The sequence below is a fragment of the Acrocarpospora corrugata genome (genome assembly GCF_009687845.1).
Lineage (GTDB): Bacteria > Actinomycetota > Actinomycetes > Streptosporangiales > Streptosporangiaceae > Acrocarpospora > Acrocarpospora corrugata.
On the sequence record NZ_BLAD01000064.1, the window covers coordinates 54125 to 71040 of the forward strand.

At 70.4% G+C, this 16916-nt stretch carries 21 protein-coding genes; 14 read left to right on the top strand and 7 right to left on the bottom strand.

Translation table 11 applies throughout. The annotated features are described in order from the left end of the window. Positions 1-49: 49 nt before the first annotated feature. The gene (locus tag Acor_RS25335; RefSeq protein WP_246239088.1) at positions 50-1120 is read right to left on the bottom strand and encodes an ABC transporter substrate-binding protein; all 1071 of its coding nucleotides are present in this window, start codon (positions 1118-1120) and stop codon (positions 50-52) included. Between the two features lie 48 nt (positions 1121-1168). Continuing rightward, positions 1169-1375, bottom strand: a complete 207-nt coding sequence (locus Acor_RS25340; RefSeq protein ID WP_155339239.1) for a putative acetyltransferase — start codon at positions 1373-1375, stop codon at positions 1169-1171. A 98-nt stretch (positions 1376-1473) separates the two neighbouring features. Between Acor_RS25340 and fdxA the strand changes: the two genes are divergently transcribed. The 3 genes from fdxA to Acor_RS25355 all read left to right on the top strand — a co-directional run bounded on the left by fdxA (position 1474) and on the right by Acor_RS25355 (position 3578). Continuing rightward, positions 1474-1800, top strand: coding sequence for a ferredoxin (gene fdxA / locus Acor_RS25345; RefSeq protein ID WP_155339240.1), 327 nt, complete (start codon positions 1474-1476; stop codon positions 1798-1800). Positions 1801-1872: 72 nt separating this feature from the next. Next, positions 1873-2952, top strand: a complete 1080-nt coding sequence (gene dapC / locus Acor_RS25350) for a succinyldiaminopimelate transaminase (RefSeq protein ID WP_155339241.1) — start codon at positions 1873-1875, stop codon at positions 2950-2952. An 11-nt stretch (positions 2953-2963) separates the two neighbouring features. Then, the gene (locus Acor_RS25355) at positions 2964-3578 is read left to right on the top strand and encodes a DUF4178 domain-containing protein (RefSeq protein WP_155339242.1); all 615 of its coding nucleotides are present in this window, start codon (positions 2964-2966) and stop codon (positions 3576-3578) included. Here Acor_RS25355 and Acor_RS25360 read toward each other — a convergent pair. Beyond that, positions 3575-4375: a hypothetical protein gene (locus tag Acor_RS25360; protein WP_246239090.1), complete on the bottom strand. Its 801-nt coding sequence runs from the start codon at positions 4373-4375 to the stop codon at positions 3575-3577. The two genes, Acor_RS25355 and Acor_RS25360, sit on opposite strands and share 4 nt — an antisense overlap. A gap of 38 nt (positions 4376-4413) precedes the next feature. Between Acor_RS25360 and dapE the strand changes: the two genes are divergently transcribed. The 5 genes from dapE (at position 4414) to Acor_RS25385 (ending at position 8068) form a co-directional block, all read left to right on the top strand. Continuing rightward, entirely contained in the window at positions 4414-5460 is a 1047-nt protein-coding gene (dapE, locus tag Acor_RS25365) for a succinyl-diaminopimelate desuccinylase (RefSeq protein ID WP_155339243.1), read from the top strand. A gap of 199 nt (positions 5461-5659) precedes the next feature. Then, positions 5660-6454, top strand: coding sequence for an LOG family protein (locus tag Acor_RS25370; RefSeq protein ID WP_155339244.1), 795 nt, complete (start codon positions 5660-5662; stop codon positions 6452-6454). A gap of 10 nt (positions 6455-6464) precedes the next feature. After that, positions 6465-7031 (top strand): LOG family protein, encoded by a 567-nt coding sequence (locus Acor_RS25375; protein WP_155339245.1) that lies wholly within the window; start codon positions 6465-6467, stop codon positions 7029-7031. 51 nt (positions 7032-7082) lie between these two features. Continuing rightward, positions 7083-7505 carry a hypothetical protein gene (locus Acor_RS25380; RefSeq protein ID WP_155339246.1) on the top strand — a complete coding sequence of 141 codons (423 nt, stop codon included), beginning with the start codon at positions 7083-7085 and terminating at the stop codon, positions 7503-7505. Next, positions 7499-8068 (top strand): DNA-3-methyladenine glycosylase I, encoded by a 570-nt coding sequence (locus tag Acor_RS25385; protein ID WP_155339247.1) that lies wholly within the window; start codon positions 7499-7501, stop codon positions 8066-8068. Before Acor_RS25380 ends, Acor_RS25385 begins: the two co-directional genes overlap by 7 nt. On the opposite strand, the gene Acor_RS25390 is transcribed toward Acor_RS25385, so the two are convergent. Both Acor_RS25390 and Acor_RS25395 read right to left on the bottom strand, forming a co-directional pair. Then, positions 8037-9170 carry a low temperature requirement protein A gene (locus tag Acor_RS25390; RefSeq protein WP_170317072.1) on the bottom strand — a complete coding sequence of 378 codons (1134 nt, stop codon included), beginning with the start codon at positions 9168-9170 and terminating at the stop codon, positions 8037-8039. The genes Acor_RS25385 and Acor_RS25390 overlap by 32 nt on opposite strands. Continuing rightward, positions 9167-9940: a PaaX family transcriptional regulator gene (locus tag Acor_RS25395; protein WP_155339249.1), complete on the bottom strand. Its 774-nt coding sequence runs from the start codon at positions 9938-9940 to the stop codon at positions 9167-9169. Before Acor_RS25395 ends, Acor_RS25390 begins: the two co-directional genes overlap by 4 nt. 183 nt (positions 9941-10123) lie before the next feature. Here Acor_RS25395 and Acor_RS25400 point away from each other — a divergent pair, with 183 nt between their 5' ends. Both Acor_RS25400 and Acor_RS25405 read left to right on the top strand, forming a co-directional pair. Then, positions 10124-10291: a DUF3117 domain-containing protein gene (locus Acor_RS25400; RefSeq protein ID WP_083502187.1), complete on the top strand. Its 168-nt coding sequence runs from the start codon at positions 10124-10126 to the stop codon at positions 10289-10291. A 123-nt stretch (positions 10292-10414) separates the two neighbouring features. Continuing rightward, positions 10415-11779, top strand: a complete 1365-nt coding sequence (locus Acor_RS25405; RefSeq protein WP_155339250.1) for a leucyl aminopeptidase family protein — start codon at positions 10415-10417, stop codon at positions 11777-11779. On the opposite strand, the gene Acor_RS25410 is transcribed toward Acor_RS25405, so the two are convergent. Beyond that, on the bottom strand, positions 11772-12398 hold the full coding sequence (locus Acor_RS25410; protein WP_155339251.1) for an O-methyltransferase: 627 nt from the start codon (positions 12396-12398) through the stop codon (positions 11772-11774). The two genes, Acor_RS25405 and Acor_RS25410, sit on opposite strands and share 8 nt — an antisense overlap. 141 nt (positions 12399-12539) lie before the next feature. Here Acor_RS25410 and sigE point away from each other — a divergent pair, with 141 nt between their 5' ends. The 4 genes from sigE (at position 12540) to Acor_RS25430 (ending at position 15702) form a co-directional block, all read left to right on the top strand. Next, positions 12540-13169: an RNA polymerase sigma factor SigE gene (gene sigE, locus Acor_RS25415; protein ID WP_155339252.1), complete on the top strand. Its 630-nt coding sequence runs from the start codon at positions 12540-12542 to the stop codon at positions 13167-13169. 46 nt (positions 13170-13215) lie between these two features. Beyond that, complete coding sequence (locus Acor_RS25420) at positions 13216-13719, top strand: anti-sigma factor family protein (protein ID WP_155339253.1); 504 nt, start codon at positions 13216-13218, stop codon at positions 13717-13719. A gap of 136 nt (positions 13720-13855) precedes the next feature. Next, the gene (locus Acor_RS25425) at positions 13856-15295 is read left to right on the top strand and encodes a S1C family serine protease (RefSeq protein ID WP_155339254.1); all 1440 of its coding nucleotides are present in this window, start codon (positions 13856-13858) and stop codon (positions 15293-15295) included. 53 nt (positions 15296-15348) lie between these two features. After that, positions 15349-15702: a sec-independent translocase gene (locus Acor_RS25430; protein WP_155339255.1), complete on the top strand. Its 354-nt coding sequence runs from the start codon at positions 15349-15351 to the stop codon at positions 15700-15702. Between the two features lie 64 nt (positions 15703-15766). Here Acor_RS25430 and Acor_RS25435 read toward each other — a convergent pair whose 3' ends face one another. Beyond that, positions 15767-16906, bottom strand: coding sequence for an Mrp/NBP35 family ATP-binding protein (locus Acor_RS25435; protein ID WP_155339256.1), 1140 nt, complete (start codon positions 16904-16906; stop codon positions 15767-15769). Positions 16907-16916: the final 10 nt, after the last annotated feature.

Consider the following 16916-nt stretch of genomic DNA (forward strand, 5'->3'; position numbering starts at 1 on the left):
CATTCCACGGTATAGGCATACTGTACGGCCTCCGTGGAATGCATGGTGGTCAGCCGATCTGCTGGGTCCAATGTTGCTGAAGGTAGGTCTTCGCGGCGTCCTGTTGCGGGATGGTGAGCGTAACCGGGGTTCCGTAGACCTTGGGCAGCTTCGCGGCGGCTTCCTGGTCGAGCCCGCCGCGCATCTCCATCGCCTCCATCCGGACCGGCCTGGCGTACCCGCGCAGGAAGAGGTTCTGGCCCTCGTCGGAGAACAGGAACTCCTGCCACAGCCGGGCCGCGGCCGGGTGCCGGGCCTTGGCGTTGATCGCCTGCACGAAGTGCGAGGCGAGCACGGTGCCCCTCGGGATGGTCACCTTCAGCTCCGGCCTGTCGTGCTCGGCGGCGGTGGCGGCCTTGGCCAGGTTGAGGTAGTCCCAGTCGAGCAGCGCGGCGGCCCGGTCGGGGGTGGACAGCACGCCCGCCTTCTTCAGCTCGGTGAAGAACTGCACGCCGCGCGCGGCGTCCGGCTGGCCGCCCGCGAGCGAGGTCGCCATCACGCCGGCGAACCCGGACGCGGTGCGCAGCGGGTCGCCGGGCAGGGCGACCGTGTTGCCGGGCTTCAGCAGGGCCGCGAATGAGGCGGGCTCGGCCATCCTGGCGGGGTCGTAGCCGATCGACATGTAGCCGCCGTAGCCCGCGTACCAGGAGCCGGAGGGCTCCTTCAGGTCGTCGGCGATGTCCTGCCAGCCGAGCACCCGGTAGGGCGCGAAGGCGGCGGCGTTGGCGACGGCCACGTCCAGGCTCAGGTCGTACACGTCGGGGGTCTGCGCGCCGGCCGAGGCCAGCTGCTGGGCGCTGGTGGCCTCCGGCTTGAGCGCGGTCACCTTCACGCCGTACTTGTCGGCGAACTCGTCGATGATCGCGCCGTAGTTCACCCAGTCCCTGGGCAGGCCGACGACGACCAGCTCGCCCTCCTTCTGGGCCGTCTCGATCAGCCGGTCCATGTTGGTGAATCCCGACTGCAGGCTGGCGGCCTTGGGGTTCACCGGCGGCAGGTTCTTGGAGTCCGTAGCCGGGGCGGAGCAGGCGGCCGCGGCCACCGCGAGCAGGGCTATCAGACCTAGAGCACGTGTGGTCACGATTCGAATACTTGGCGTGATTTTCCGGCCGGTCGAGGAGGCACGCCGTCAGCCGGGGACGACCTTTGCCGCCACCATGACGTTCTCGGGAAACTCCACCAGCGTGCCGTCGCGTTTCCGGACCGCCAGCGTGCCGCCGGACCACGATTCCAGTACGCCCACGACGTCCCGAAATCCTTCCGGCACCTTGCGCCGCACGGTCACCCGGCGTCCCACGTCTTCCGCGGAGATGCTCACTGTGAGCCGAAAGGCCACAGGTTTGACCCCCTCCTGTTTCAGCCACCTGGCAGGCAACGCAATACTAGGCGTTAGCAACCCGCGGCCCGTGTCGTGCCGGAGAGAAGGAGCCCGAGGTGACCTACGTCATCGCGCAGCCTTGCGTGGATGTCCTGGACAAGGCGTGCATCGAGGAATGCCCCGTCGACTGCATCTACGAGGGCAACCGCATGCTCTACATTCACCCCGACGAGTGTGTGGACTGCGGTGCGTGCGAACCGGTCTGCCCGGTGGAGGCCATCTTCTACGAGGACGACCTGCCCGAGCAGTGGAAGGATTTCTACCGCGCCAACGTGGACTTCTTCGATGGCCTGGGGTCGCCTGGCGGCGCCGCCAAGGTCGGGAAGATCGATAAGGACCACGAGGTCGTGGCCGCGATGCCCCCGCAGGCCGCCGACCACTGAGCTAACTTGTTCGCCACGGCCGCCCGCTGACCCCGGTGGGCGGCTTCCGCATGCCCGTTGGGGGGACGTTCGTTGATCGCACTGCCTGATTTTCCGTGGGACCGGCTCACGCCGTACAAGGAGGTGGCGCAGGCCCACCCGGACGGCATCGCCGACCTGTCGGTCGGCACGCCGGTCGATCCGGTGCCCGAGCTGGTACGGCAGGCGCTCGCCGACGCCTCCGACAGCCCCGGCTACCCGCTCACCCACGGCACGCCCGAACTGCGCGCCGCCGCCGCCGGCTGGCTGGCCCGCCGGCACGGGGTGCACGTGGACCCGGCCGCCGTGCTGCCCGTCATCGGCACCAAGGAGCTGGTCGCCTGGCTGCCCACCCTGCTCGGGGTGCGCGGCGGCGACCGGGTGGTCTTCCCCGAGCTGGCCTACCCGACCTACGACGTGGGCGCGCGACTGGCGGGAGCGGAGCCGTACGCGACCGACGGGCTGGTCGCGCTCGGGCCCGAGCGGGCGCCGCTGGTCTGGGTGAACTCGCCGTCCAACCCGACCGGGCGGGTGCTGCCGGCCGGGCACCTGGCCAAGGTGGTGGACTGGGCCCGCGAGCACGGCTCGATCGTCGCCTCCGACGAGTGCTACATCGGCCTCGGCTGGGAGGAACAGCCGGTCTCGATCCTGCACCCGGACGTCTGCGGCGGCTCCCACCAGGGCCTCCTCGCGGTGCACTCCCTGTCGAAACGGTCCAATCTGGCCGGATACCGGGCGGGGTTCGTCACCGGCGATCCGGAGCTCGTCCAGCGGCTGCTGGAAGTCCGCAAGCACGCCGGCATGATCATGCCGGGACCGGTCCAGGCGGCCATGGCGGCCGCGCTCCAGGACGACGCGCACGCCGAGGAACAGCGGGCCCGATACGCGGCGCGCCGGAGCGTTCTGCGCCCCGCGCTGGAGGCGGCGGGCTGGCGGATCGAGCACTCCACCGCCGGTCTCTACCTGTGGGCCGGCGACGGTTCCGGCTGCTGGGACCAGGTGCGGCGGCTGTCGGAGAAGGGCATCCTGGTGGCCCCGGGAGATTTCTACGGTACGGCCGGAAAGCAACACATTCGTATCGCGATTACGGCCACAGATGAACGGATAAATGCGGTCGTGCGTCGGCTCCAGTAGGATCGCGCGCCATGACGACAGCGGTGGTGCTCGGCCTGAGCGTCGCGACGCTTATCGTCGTGCTGGGCGCGTTCATCGCCACCACCCGCCAGGACAGGCGGGTGGTTCCGGCGAACGGGGGACTCGACTTCGGCCCTGGTCAGGGGCCCGCCTTCTTCGATCCCCGGACCATCAAGGTCGGCGACACCGTGCATGTCGCGGGTGTCCGCTACAAGACCATGGGAGCGTTGCATCTTTCCTGGCACGGCGAGCAGTGGACCGAGCATCTGCTGGACGACGGCACCCGCCGCTACCAGTGGCTCTCGGTGCAGGAGCGCGACGTCCAGGAGGAGGTCGCCCACCTGGAGGTCCTGCTCTGGACCCAGGTTCCGGCCCAGGGCATGGTGCCCGCCAAGAGCATGCTGATCATGGAGGGCGTGGAGTTCTTCCCGATCGAGCGGGGGACTGTCGCGTTCCGGGCCGAGGGCATGACCGGGCTGCCGGACCGCGGGCTGCTGGACTTCGCCGACTACCGGGCCAATGACGGGCGGCTACTGTCGTTCCAGCGGGTGCAGGGCGGGCAGTGGGTGGCTTCGTACGCGTCGCCGCTGACGCCTGGTTCGATCCAGGTGGAGCGGCTGGGCTAGCCGATCGCCATCGGCGCGCCCTTGGTGGATTTATCGTCTTTCCAGCCGTCGTGTCCGGATTCGGCGACCCAGCGGACGCCGTCGTAGCCGATCTGACGCAGGCCGTACTGCTGGGCGTGCGTGACGTACCAGGTCGCGACCAGCCAGCTGTCCTTCTTGGCCGCCGCGCCGAGCGCGCGGGTGAGCTCCTTGCGGGCGGCTTCCGGGGTGAGCTTGACCGGCTTCTCCGCGGGCGGGTACCAGCAGTGCACGGCCTTCGGGACCCGGCCGCCGAACGCGCCGGCCAGGATCACCGCGGTGGCCCGGTGGTCGGCGTACGCGCCGCCGTCGGCGGAACGTTGCACCTCCTGGGCGGCGTCGTGCAGCGGCATGTCCAGGTAGCCGTCCACCTTCTCCAGGGCGGCGAAGAACTTCCTGGTCGAGTAGACGGGGTCCAGCAACTGGTCCACGGTGCCCCAGCCCTGGGACGGGCGCTGCTGGAAGATGCCGACCGAGTCGCGGTCGCCGTACGGGATGTTGCTGAGCTTGGACTCCTGGATGGCGGTGATATAGGCGATCTCCAGGGCCCGCTCCGGCAGCTTGCGCCGGGCCGCCACGGCGGCGATGGTGGCCGCCACCTGGGACTGCTCGATGTCGAGTTCGAGCGTGCCGTCCGGGGTGGTGATCTGGCAGTGCTCGCCGAGCACGAACGGTTTCGCCCGGTTGAGCAGGTATTGGACCGCGAAGAAGATGCCGGCGCCCAGAACCACGAGGATGGCCAGGATGATCAGGAGAGTTCTGGGGACGCGCGTTGTCACGTCCCAGAACCTACCCGGACTCCCTAGGCTGGTGTTCCATGCGATTGGATCAGGACGTCAGGACGCTCACCGCAGAACTGGTGGACATCGCCTCGGAGAGCGGCCAGGAGAAGCCGCTCGCCGACGCCGTCGAGGCGGCGCTGGCCGGCCTCGGCCACCTCACCGTGGACCGGGACGGCGCGAACATCGTGGCCCGCACCCACCTCGGCCGGGCCGAGCGGGTGGTGGTGGCCGGGCACCTGGACACCGTCCCGATCGCCGGGAACCTGCCCAGCCGGGTCGAGGGCGACCGGCTGTACGGCTGCGGCGGCACCGACATGAAGAGCGGCGTGGCCGTCCAGCTCAAACTGGCCCTGCTGGCCGAGCCCAACCGCGACCTCACCCTGGTCTTCTACGACTGCGAGGAGATCGAGGCGGCCCGCAACGGCCTCGGCCTGCTGGTCCGCGAGCACCCAGACTGGGTGCGCGGCGACTTCGCGGTGCTGATGGAGCCCACCGCCGGCGAGATCGAGGGCGGCTGCCAGGGCACCGTCCGGGCCGAGGTGGTCGCCACCGGCGTGCGCGCGCACAGCGCCAGGTCCTGGCTGGGGGTCAACGCGATCCACGGCTCCGCCGAGATCCTGAACCGGCTGATCGCGCTGGAGCCCAGGAAGCCGGTGGTGGACGGCCTGGCCTACCACGAGGGCGTGAACGCGGTCCTGATCAACGGCGGCCACGCCGGGAACGTGATCCCCGACGAGTGCGTGGTGACGGTCAACTACCGGTTCGCGCCGGACCGGTCCGAGGAGCAGGCTCAGGCGTATCTGGCGGAGCTGTTCGACGGCTTCGAGGTCCGGATCGTGGACAGCGCGCCCGGGGCCAGGCCCGGCCTGGACCACCCGATCGCGGCGGCGTTCACGGCCATCGTCGGCGGCACGCCGCAGGCCAAGGTCGCCTGGACGGATGTGGCGCGTTTCTCCGCGCTCGGCGTGCCGGCCGTGAACTACGGCCCCGGCGACCCGGCACTCGCCCACAAGCGGGACGAATACGTGGAACTATCCAAGATCGTGGAGGCCGAGCGGGTCATGACCACCTGGCTGACCTGAGCGCTGACCTGGGGGAATGTCCCCGGAAAGAAGAAAGTGGCTTTCCTCGCCGGCCATTTGGCGGGGAAAGCCACTTTCAGTCCCGAGCAGCACCCTCGACTCTTAGACGCGGCCTCCGCGAAAACCGGTTCCGCTCGTTTCCGAAGAATTTCAAGATTCTTTTCGGGAGCTTCCCGAGCCGCCGGTACCGTGGGTCGGCATGAACACGATCCGGCCAGAACGACGCCAGGGACCTTCGCTCCTCCGCGGCAACCTGGTGACCGACTCCACCGCTGACCAGCGCCTGCTCGACCGGCGCGGCCCCGCCGACTGGGTGCACATGGATCCGTGGCGGGTGCTGCGCATCCAGGCTGAGTTCGTCGAGGGTTTCGGGGCGCTGGCCGAGCTGCCGCCCGCGGTCACCGTCTTCGGCTCGGCCCGTACCAAACCGGACTCGCCGGACTACGCGCTGGGCATCCGGCTCGGCCGGGCGCTGGCCGAGCAGGGCTACGCGGTCATCACCGGCGGCGGCCCCGGCTGCATGGAGGCCGCCAACAAGGGCGCGCTGGAGGCGGGCGGCATCTCGGTCGGCCTCGGCATCGAGCTCCCGCACGAGCAGCGCATGAACGAGTTCGTGGATCTCGGCGTCGAGTTCCGCTATTTCTTCGTCCGCAAGACCATGTTCGTCAAGTACTCCTCCGGCTTCATCACCCTGCCGGGCGGCTTCGGCACCCTGGACGAGCTGTTCGAGGCGCTCACCCTGGTGCAGACCCGCAAGGTCACCTCCTTCCCCGTGGTCCTGATGGGCCGCCGGTTCTGGGGCCCGATGATCGACTGGATCAAGGACACGCTGCTCACCGAGGGCAAGATCTCGCCGCCGGACGTGGAGCTGATCCGCTGCACCGACGACGTGGACGAGGCCATCCAGATCATCGCCGAGGCCGACCGGGTGCGCGGCGAGACCGAGGTCCACGAGCGGGAGTCGGTCCGGCAGACCGTGTCGGACGCCCAATAAGATGCGTTAAATGTTTGTTTGTGTGTTCTGCTCGTCCAGCCAGCGGATCCACCCCAAATACCTGGAGCTGGCCCGCGAGGTCGGCGGCGAGCTGGCCCGGCGCGGCCACGGCCTGGTCAGCGGCGGCGCCATCGTGTCCTGCATGGGCGAGGTCGCCCGCGCCGCCCGCGCGGGCGGCGCGGCCACCGTCGGGGTGATCCCGCAGGCCCTGGTGGACATCGAGATCGCCGACACCGACTCGGCCGAACTCGTGGTCACCACCGACATGCGCGAGCGCAAGGGCATGATGGACACCCGCTCCGACGCCTTCCTGGTGCTGCCCGGCGGCATCGGCACGCTGGAGGAGCTGTTCGAGATCTGGACCGCACGGGTGCTCGGCCTGCACGTCAAACCGCTGGTCATCCTCGACCCCTGGGGCCTGTACGACCCGCTGAAGGCCCTGGTCGACGGCATGTACGACCAGGGCTTCACCCGGCCGAACGTGTTCGACGCGATCTCCTGGGCCACCGAGGTCCCCGAAGCCTTCGACCTTCTGGACAAACGCCAGCACGTCATCCCATTGACCGATCCAGACTGACCGTACCGGTTGACGGCATGGGACCCGTGGGAGTTGTGGCACGATTCGTATGTGCTGGTCGTACTCGTGGTCGCCGCTCTGGCCGTGCTGGGATGCGTGGTGCTGGTCTCGCTGGGCCGAGGCGGTGAGCTCGCCGAGTTCCACCCCGACGTGCCGCCGCTGGAGCTGCCCGAGGCGGGGCAGCTGAACGCGGTCGACTTCATGTCCCTGCACCTGCCGATCGGCCTGGTCGGCTACCACACCCAGACCGTGGACGAGACCCTGGAACGGGCCGCCACCGCGCTGAGCGAGCGCGACACCAGGATCGCCGTGCTGGAGCAGCGGGTCGCCGAACTCCTGACCGGCCGCCTGCAGGCCCGCCAGGAGGCGTACGCGCGCCCGGCCGAACCGCCGAAGACCGAGCACCTGCCTGAGATGCCCAACGGCGCGCCCGCCTGGGAGGGTGACCGCGCCGACGTGGAGGAGGCGTGGTAGATCACGTGGTCCGCTGCGCCTGGGCGACCTCGGATCCGCTCTACCTGAGCTACCACGACGAGGAGTGGGGCCGCCCGGTCCGGGACGACGACGGCGTCTACGAGCGGGTCACCCTGGAGGCGTTCCAGTCCGGCCTGTCCTGGATCACCATCCTGCGCAAGCGCGAGAACTTCCGGGCCGCCTTCGACGGCTTCCACCTCGCCAAGGTCGCCGCGTACGGCGAGGCCGACGTGCACCGCCTGCTGGCCGACCCCGGCATCGTCCGCAACCGCGCCAAGATCGAGGCCGCCGTCGCCAACGCCCGTGCCGCCCTGGACCTCCCGGCCGGCCTGTCCGCCCTGATCTGGAAGTACGCCGACCCGGACGCACCCATCCCGCAGACCATGGCCGACGTCCCCGCCACCACCCCCGGCTCGGTCGCGCTGGCCAAGGACCTCAAGAAGCACGGCTTCCGCTTCGTCGGCCCCACCACCGCGTACGCGCTGATGCAGGCCATCGGCCTGGTCGACGACCACCTCGCGGACTGCGTGGTCAGGGTGGGTAGGCGGCGAGCCGGAGCCTGATCCGCTTCCCGGTCACCAGCACCACCTGCCCGATCGCCTCCGCGCACAGCAGCGCCAGCACCGCCCACGGCGGCAGCTGCCCGGCCACCGCCAGCACCGCCAGCGGGACGAGCACCCCGGGCCCGGCCCAGCGCAGCGAGCGCCGCAGCGAGAACCCGAGCCGCATGCCCAGCCCGGCGAAGGTCAGCCGGAACAGCGCGAGACCGCCGCACAGCGTGATCGCCGCCCCGGCCGGCAGATGGTGGGCGTGGTCGGTGATCGCGGTGCCCAGCCCGGCCGCCATCGCGATCAGCGCGGCCACCACCGGGAAGTGCCCGATCCCCATCACGTCCCTGATCCGCTGGTTCTCGCCCTCCCGCAGCTTGGCCGCCGCGGTGGTCGCGCCGAACTCGAAGTAACCCCACCACAGCGCCGCGAACAGCACGAACCCGAGGACGGCGACCAGCCACGCGCCCGGCGCCCAGGTCGCGTCGACGGCGTTCACCGAGGACACCACCGACTCGCCCAGCACGATGATGACGAACAGCCCGACCCGCTCCACGATGTGGGACACGTTGTAGTCGCGGACCTGGGAGCGCTGCGCGTACACCAGGACGACCAGCTCGAAGGCGATCGCGGCCAGCCAGACGAACGGCCGCACGTCCTCCGCGACCAGCAGCGAGGCGGAGAAGACGGCGATGCTGCCGCCGTTGAACAGCATGATCCGGTTCAGGTTCCACTCGACGCCGGGGTCGCGCCCCAGCGGCAGCCAGAGCAGGAACAGCACTACCCGGGTGCCGACGAAGCCGAGCACGTAGGCGGGCGCCCGCTCGCCCAGCCCGTCAGGGACGGCCGCGCCCAGCACGCCCAGGAAGAGCATCCCGGCCAGCATCAGGAGCCTGGTCCTGGTGCCGCCGCTGCCGACCGTGTTGACGTAGACGGTGAAGGAGAGCCAGGCCCACCAGGCGGGCAGCAGCAGGACCAGGAACTCCCAGAACTCGTGCCAGCCCGGGTCGCCCTCCAGGTGGTGGGCGAGCTTGGCGATCGCGACCACGAAGACCAGGTCGAAGAAGAGCTCCAGCCAGCCGGGGCGCGAGCTGGCGGTCTCGGGGGTGACGGTCACGGGCTGCCATCCAGATTGCGGTCGACGAACGCGGCGGCCCGGGGAAGCAGCCGGGCCGCCTCCTGGTCGAAGTAGGCCCGTGCCTTCTCGCCCGGCCACCCGGGCGGCAGCAGAGCGGGCGGCAGCCCCGGGTCGCGGAACAGGAAGTTCCGCCAGGTGTGGACCAGCTGGCTGCGGATCGCGTACACCTGATCGTCGGGGGCGTCGTCCGGCAGCGAGGCGACCAAGGTCATCGCGCCCGCCAGCCAATCCTCGTACGCCAGCCCGATGGCGTCCAGGTCCCAGGCGCGGGCCACCAGATCGCGCGGATCGCCTTCCAGCACCGCCTCGAATCGGTCAGCCGATAACCCTAATCCGTCGAGTTCGGGCGACGGTCTCGGACCGATCCAGGTCGTCTCAGAAAGCGGGGCGTAGCCCAGGAACGAGAGGTCGGCGCGGAGCCGTTCGCGGCGCGGGCGCTCCCGGATCGGCTCCAGCACCAGCAGATGCCAGCGGCCCGGCCAGGTGACGGCAGCGCCCCGGTAGATCCGCGCGGCGGTCTGGTCGAGCCGTCTGGCGCATTTGGGGGTGAGCCCGTAACCGGGGCCCTGCGGCAGCCGTACCGGGTCCAGCCAGCCCTGTCGCACCATCCGGGAGATCGCGGTGCGGACGGCGGGGGCGGCGACCTCCAGCGGGGCGAGCAGCCGGACCAGGGCCGCCACCGAGGCACGGCCGCCCCGCGTGCGCAGGTGGTCCCCGTAGAGATCGAAAAGCGCGGCTCGGGCGTTCACCCCACCAAGTGTGGGGTCAGGATCTGTCTCCGACAATGCATAGGTGGGCACGCTTTGATCCACAAAAGAGCCCCGGGCATTACCCTATTGAGCTCGGAGGCGGGATAATAGGACATCACAGAAGACGTGAATGCGCCGACCGCCTCCTCGGGGGCGGTCGACAACGCGGGAAGGGATACACGCATGGCGGCGATGAAGCCGCGGACTGGTGACGGTCCGCTGGAGGTCACCAAGGAAGGCCGGGGCATTGTCATGCGGGTCCCGCTGGAGGGTGGTGGGCGGCTCGTCGTCGAACTGTCCGCGGATGAGGCCAGCGCCCTCGGCGACGCACTGAAGAACGTGGTCGGCTGACCTAGCCGCATATCAATCGATATCGGCCCTGGCGGCGGGTGCGTCCCGCGCCGGGGCCGCTCTGTTTCCGCCATCGAACCTCCGCCCTCGACCGTCCGCCTCGAATGTCTTCCAGGAGTGACCGTGCCCATTCACACCCGACTGACCGTCGCGCCGCACGCCGCCGCCGACGCGGAATTCCTGGCGGTCCCGTTCGGCCCCGACCTGGAGCCGGCGGTGGAGCTGCCCATCCCGCTGGCCGCCCTGCTGGCGCACTACCAGGTCAAAGGCGAGCCCGGCGAGGTCCTGGAGCTCCCCGTCGCGCACGGCGACGGCGTCCGGCGCATCCTCCTGTACGGCATCGGCGACGACCTCCGCAAAGCGGGCGCGGCCCTGGGCGGCCGGGTCAAGGGCCGGCCGAGCCTGACAATCCTGCTCCCCCCGTCCGGCGACCTGGCCGCCCTGGTCGAGAGCGCGCTGCTGGCCGTCTACACCTTCACCATCGGCGAGATCCGCACCAAGGCCGTCGAGGAGATCGTCTTCGTCGGCGGCGACGCGGCCGCGATCCGGCGCGGCGAGGCGGCGGCCCGCGCCACCGCCGTGGCCCGCGACCTGGTCAACACCCCCGCCTCGGTCAAAACCCCCGGCTGGCTGGCCGCCCAGGCGGTGGAGTTCGGCGCGGGCGCCGGCCTCGGCGTCCGGGTCGACACCGAACTGACCGGCTTCGGCGGCATCCGCGCGGTCGGCCAGGGTTCGGCCAACCCGCCGTGCCTGGTGGAGATGACCTACGAGCCCGCCTCCTACGACCGGCACGTGGTGCTGGTCGGCAAGGGCATCACCTTCGACAGCGGCGGTCTCTCGCTCAAGACCTCCGAGGGCATGAAGACCATGAAGACCGACATGGCGGGCGGCGCGGCCATCATCGCCGCGATGGGCGCGCTCGCCGAGTTCGGCTCAGGGGTCCGGGTCACCGGCCTGATCGCCTGCGCCGAGAACGCCTTCTCCGGCTCGTCCCAGCGCCCCAGCGACGTCATCGTCCAGTACGGCGGCCGCACCGTCGAGGTGCTCAACACCGACGCGGAGGGCCGCCTGGTCCTGGCCGACGCGCTCGCCTACGCCGACGCAGAACTGAACCCGGACGCGCTGGTGGACATCGCCACCCTGACCGGCGCGGCCAAGGTCGCCCTCGGCGCCGGCATCGGCGCGCTCTACGCCAACGACGAGAGCCTGGCCGCCGAACTGCTGGCCGCCAGCGAGCGCACCGGCGACCGGCTGTGGCGGATGCCGCTGATCGACGACTACCTGAGCGACCTGGACTCCGACGTCGCCGACCTGGCCAACGTGGACAAGCGGATGTCCGGCGTGGCCGGCTCGGTGGCGGCGGCGCTGTTCCTGCGCGAGTTCGTGGGCAAGCGCCCGTGGGCGCACCTGGACATCGCAGGACCGGCCAGGGCCGAGAAGGGCGCGACCGGGTTCGGCGTCCGGATGCTGCTGGACTGGCTCAGCTGAGTTTGACGGCGGCCAGCAGCCCGTCGCCGAGCGGGAGCATCAGCGGGCGCAGCCGCTCGTCCGCGCGCACCAGCTTGCCCAGCTCGCGGACGGCGACGGTGTCCGGGTCGCGCTGGGTGGGGTCGGCGACCCGGTCGTGCCAGAGGGCGTTGTCGAAGGCGACGATGCCGCCGACCCGGAGCAGCCGGATGGCTTCGGCCAGGTAGTCGCCGTACTCCTGCTTGGCGGCGTCGCAGAAGACCAGGTCGTAGCCGCCGTCGGCGAGGCGGGGCAGCACGTCCAGGGCGCGGCCGACGATCAGCCGGATCCGGCTGCCGGAGAAACCGCCCTCGGCGAAGGTCTGCCGGGCCAGGCGCTGGTGCTCGGGCTCGGAGTCCACACTGGTGAGAGTTCCGTCCGCGCGCATGCCGCGGAGCAGCCAGAGCCCGGACACCCCGCACCCGGTGCCGATCTCGACGACCGCGCGCGCGTTGATCGCCGTGGCGAGGAAGCTGAGCGCGGCCCCGCCACCAGGAAGGATGGGTGGCGCGCCCACCTCGGTGCCCCGCTGCCGCGCGGCTCGTAGCACCTCGTCCTCCGGGACGAAGTCCTCCGCATGAGCCAGGCTCGCCGTATTCATGGTTCTGAAGCGTAGGGGAGTAAGCCCCGAACGGGAACTCACGCCACAACGAGGACGTTGCACGCTTTGAACGGTCTTTATTCTCGCAGTCCCAGGCAGCTGCCGCCCAGTACGGCGCGGCAATGAGAACAGAAGGGCACAATGGGGGTAGCTACGGTCTTGGAGAAAGGGTTGCTGGTGGACGACGCGGACCACCAGGCGGACACTTCGGTGTCTGACTGGACACCTCCCAGCTGGGAGGAGGTCGTTCGCACGCACTCCGCGCGGGTATACCGGCTCGCGTACCGACTGACCGGGAACGTGCACGACGCCGAGGACTTGACCCAGGAGGTCTTCGTCCGGGTGTTCCGCTCGCTGTCCAGCTACACCCCTGGGACGTTCGAGGGCTGGCTGCACCGCATCACCACCAACCTGTTCCTGGACCAGGCGCGCCGCAAGCAGCGCATCCGGTTCGAGGGCCTGGCCGACGACGCGGCCGAGCGGCTTCGCGGCCGCGAGCCGTCCCCGGCCCAGGCCTACGACGACGCCCATCTCGAACCCGACATCCAGGCCGCGCTCGACGCGCTGGCGCCGGAGTTCCGGGCCGCCGTCGTGCTCTGTGACATCGAAGGCCTGTCCTATGAGGAGATCGCCGCGACGCTCGGGGTGAAGCTCGGCACCGTCCGCAGCCGCATCCACCGAGCCCGCTCGCAGTTGCGCGAAGCTTTGGACCACCGGGCTCCGCGCGACGACCAGCTCCCCCCTTCGTCGTTCACCCGGGAGGGCAGATGAGCGACTCGCGCGCCGCCTGCCCCCGACAGCACCACGAGGAGGGAGCATGACGCATCTTGGAGAGCGCGTATCCGCGCTGATCGACGGCGAACTCGGTCACAACGACCGGGAACGCGCCCTGGCCCACCTGACCTTCTGCGCCGACTGCCGGGCGGAGGTGGAGGCGTTCCGGGCGCTCAAGAGCCGGCTGCGCCTGATGGATCCGCCGCCCGTTCCGGCCGATCTGACCATGTCGCTGCTGCGCATGCCGGAGCCGGGCCCGCCGGACCTGCGGGCGCTGCCGGGCATGTACAGCCTGGCGCCGGTCGACAACCGGCCGCGCCGGTCAGCCGGCGCCTCAGGACCGGGACGTGGTAGTCGCCGGGTCGGGTATGTGGCGGTGGGCGTCGCGTCCGCCGCCGTCGCTCTGGGGACGTTGTTCATGGTCAGCGGCGAGCCTCGCCCGACCAGGCCCCCGGAGATGATGGTGCCCGCCCCCAACACCGCCGCCCCGTTCGGCCGGCCCTCGCCGAGCGCCACCCCGAGCGCACGGCCGTCGCTTGTGCACTGATGTCCTGATCGGGCGACTACCCTGCCGAATGATGGGGATCGAGACGGCATACGATTTCGCTTTACATCAGTCGTATGCCGTTCGCCGGAGGATGGCACAAGGCCACCGCTGACTCGCGTGGGAGTGAAAAGCACCGATGACCGACGACACGCGTTCATTCGACGCGTCGGACCGGCCTGAGTTCCTTCCAGCGGAAGGACCGCGTCCCGGCTGGGGCAACCCCGCCGGGGGCCCCGCCCCGCAGTACCGTCGGCCGGGGCCGGAGTTCACCCCACACCACACGACCGGTCCGTACCAGGACCCGTTCGGGGATCAGTACGGCCAGCCTCCCGGCCCGCCGCCCACCCAGCCCGCCGGTCCGCCGCCGCCCGTCAACGCGTACGGGATGGGCCCGTCCTGGGCGCCCCCGCCCGGTGGCGCGCCGCCGCAGCCGAGCCGGGACACGCGGGACGGCAAGGGCCCGCGCACCGGGCTGATGGCGTTCCTGGCCGTGCTGATCGCGCTGGTCGCGGGCGCGGCCGGCAGCTACGGCACCTACCTGCTCAGCGGGTCCAGCGCAGGTCTGGACCCCAACTATGTGATCCCGTCCGCGCCGGCCGGCACCACCGCCAGGCCGCCGGAGTCGGTCGCCGGGGTGGCCTCCAAGGTGCTGCCCAGCGTGGTCTCGCTGGAGGTGCGCGGCGGCAGCGAGTCGGGCACCGGCTCCGGCTTCCTGATCAAGGGCGGCTACATCGTCACCAACAACCACGTGGTCGCGGTGGCCTCCACCGGCGGCGAGATCCGGATCAAGTTCAGCAACCGCAAGTCCACCACCGCCAGGATCGTCGGCCGGGACCCCAACTCCGACATCGCGGTGGTGAAGCCGGAGGAGACGTTCGGCTCCCCCGAGGTGGCGCTGGGCAACTCGGACTCGATGGTGGTCGGCGACCCGGTCATCGCCATAGGGTCACCGCTCGGCCTCACCGGCACCGTCACCACCGGCATCGTCAGCTCGCTGAACCGCCCGGTCGAGGCGGGCGGCGAGAGCGGCCGGGACTCCGCGCTGATCAACGCGATCCAGACCGACGCCGCGATCAACCCCGGCAACTCGGGCGGGCCGCTGGTCAACGCGCGCGGCGAGGTGATCGGCGTCAACTCGGCGATCGCCACCCTGGGCAGCGGTTCCTCGCTCGGCGGGCAGACCGGCAGCATCGGCCTCGGCTTCGCCATCCCGGTCAACCAGGTGCGCAGGATCGCCGAGGAGCTCATCACCACCGGCAGCGCCCGTACCTCGCGGATCGGGATCAGCATCGACCAGCAGTACCAGGGGCAGGGCGTGCGGATCGCGGCGCAGGCCGAGCGGGGGGTCGAGCCGGTCACTCCGGACGGGCCCGCCGACAAGGCGGGGCTGCGGCCCGGCGACGTAATCCTGGAAGTGGACGGGCAGCCGGTCAGTGACAGCCGGGAACTGATCGTCACCATCCGCAGCAAGGCCCCCGGTGACCAGGTCGTATTCAAATACCAGCGCGCGGGTTCCGACCGCACCACGACGGTGACCATCGGGGCCGCGCCCGCTCCGAGTGCCCAGCCTTCGTGAGCATGTTCATGACGGCATTAGTCTGAACACATTGGTAGTGGAGGGAGATCGCCGTGTTCGGACTCGGCTGGCCGGAGATCATAGCGCTGGTGGTGATCGCGCTGCTCGTCTTCGGCCCGGAGAAGCTTCCGCAGGCGGCCTCCCAGGCGGGGCGCACGCTGCGGCAACTACGGCAGATGGCCAACAACGCGCGCAGCGATCTGGAAGCGAATCTGGGGCCGGAGTTCAAGAACTTCGACCCGGCAGACCTGAACCCGAAGACGTTCGTCCGCAAGCATCTGCTGGACGAGGTGGAGAAGGACTGGGACGAGCCGGAGCCGCCGCCACTGGAGCCGCCGGTTCCGGTTCCCGCGGCCGTGGAGTTGAACAGCGGGGAGATCCCGCCCTACGACAACGAGGCGACCTGAGCGATTGAAAAAGCCCGCCCGGATGGGCGGGCTTTTGGCTGTTCGGCGTGAGGTCGGCGTGAGGTCAGCGTGAGGTCGGCGTGAGGTCGAGCTTGCGGCCCTTGAGGCTGTTGGAGCGCTTGCTGAGCCCGGCCGCGATCCGGCGCAGCTCCACCGCCGCGGGGGCGTCGGGCGCGGTGAGGACCAGCGGCTTGCCCTCGTCGCCGCCCTCGCGCAGCCGGGTGTCGATCGGCACCTGGCCGAGCAGCGGCACCCGGGAGCCGAGCGTGCGGGTCAGCGCGTCGGCCACCACCTGGCCGCCGCCCTCGCCGAACAGCGAGATGCGCTCGTCGCAGTGCGGGCAGGGCAGCCAGGACATGTTCTCGATCACCCCGGCCACCTGCTGGTGGGTCTGCGCGGCGATGGAGCCGGCCCGCTCGGCCACCTCGGCCGCCGCCTGCTGCGGCGTGGTGACCACCAGGAGTTCGGCGGTCGGCATGCGCTGGGCCACCGAGATGGCGATGTCGCCGGTGCCCGGCGGCAGGTCCATCAGCAGCACGTCGAGATCGCCCCAGTAGACGTCGGCCAGGAACTGGTGCAGCGCCCGGTCCAGCATCGGGCCGCGCCAGACCACCGCGCTGTTGCCCTCCGGCTTGAACATGCCCACCGAGATGACCTTGATGTCATGCGCCACCGGCGGCATGATCATGTCTTCCACCTTGGTGGGGCGCTCCCCGACGCCGAGCATCCGCGGCACGCTGTGGCCGTAGATGTCGGCGTCCAGCACGCCCACCTTCAGGCCGCTCGCCGCCATCGCGGCGGCCAGGTTGACGGTCACCGAGGACTTTCCGACGCCGCCCTTGCCGCTGGCGACCGCGAACACGCGGGTCAGCGAGCCGGGTTTGGCGAACGGGATCTCCTTCTCGGGGCCGCGGTCGCCGCGGAGTTTGGTCTGGAGCACCTTGCGCTGCTCGGTGCTCATCACGTCCATCTCGACCGCCACCCGGGCGACGCCCGGGATGGCGGAGACGGCCGCGGTCACGTCACGGGTGATGGTGTCCTTCATCGGACAGCCGGCGACGGTCAGATAGATACCCACGCGCACCGCCCCGTCGGGGGAGATGTCAATGCTCTTCACCATGTCGAGCTCGGTGATCGGCCGGCGGATCTCGGGGTCGTTGACCTTGGCCAGCGCGGCTGTCACCAGTTCTGGGGTCGGTGCCATACGTTCATGC

What these genes read in the sequence shown, in the direction of transcription:
- Acor_RS25420 (WP_155339253.1), top strand. Translation starts at nt 13,216, where the DNA reads ATGACGCATCTTGGAGAGCGCGTATCCGCGCTGATCGACGGCGAACTC.
- Acor_RS25355 (WP_155339242.1), top strand. Translation starts at nt 2,964, where the DNA reads ATGACGACAGCGGTGGTGCTCGGCCTGAGCGTCGCGACGCTTATCGTC.
- dapE (WP_155339243.1), top strand. Translation starts at nt 4,414, where the DNA reads ATGCGATTGGATCAGGACGTCAGGACGCTCACCGCAGAACTGGTGGAC.
- Acor_RS25375 (WP_155339245.1), top strand. Translation starts at nt 6,465, where the DNA reads ATGTTTGTTTGTGTGTTCTGCTCGTCCAGCCAGCGGATCCACCCCAAA.
- sigE (WP_155339252.1), top strand. Translation starts at nt 12,540, where the DNA reads ATGGGGGTAGCTACGGTCTTGGAGAAAGGGTTGCTGGTGGACGACGCG.
- Acor_RS25410 (WP_155339251.1), bottom strand. Translation starts at nt 12,398, where the DNA reads ATGAATACGGCGAGCCTGGCTCATGCGGAGGACTTCGTCCCGGAGGAC.
- Acor_RS25425 (WP_155339254.1), top strand. Translation starts at nt 13,856, where the DNA reads ATGACCGACGACACGCGTTCATTCGACGCGTCGGACCGGCCTGAGTTC.
- Acor_RS25400 (WP_083502187.1), top strand. Translation starts at nt 10,124, where the DNA reads ATGGCGGCGATGAAGCCGCGGACTGGTGACGGTCCGCTGGAGGTCACC.
- Acor_RS25435 (WP_155339256.1), bottom strand. Translation starts at nt 16,906, where the DNA reads ATGGCACCGACCCCAGAACTGGTGACAGCCGCGCTGGCCAAGGTCAAC.
- Acor_RS25370 (WP_155339244.1), top strand. Translation starts at nt 5,660, where the DNA reads ATGAACACGATCCGGCCAGAACGACGCCAGGGACCTTCGCTCCTCCGC.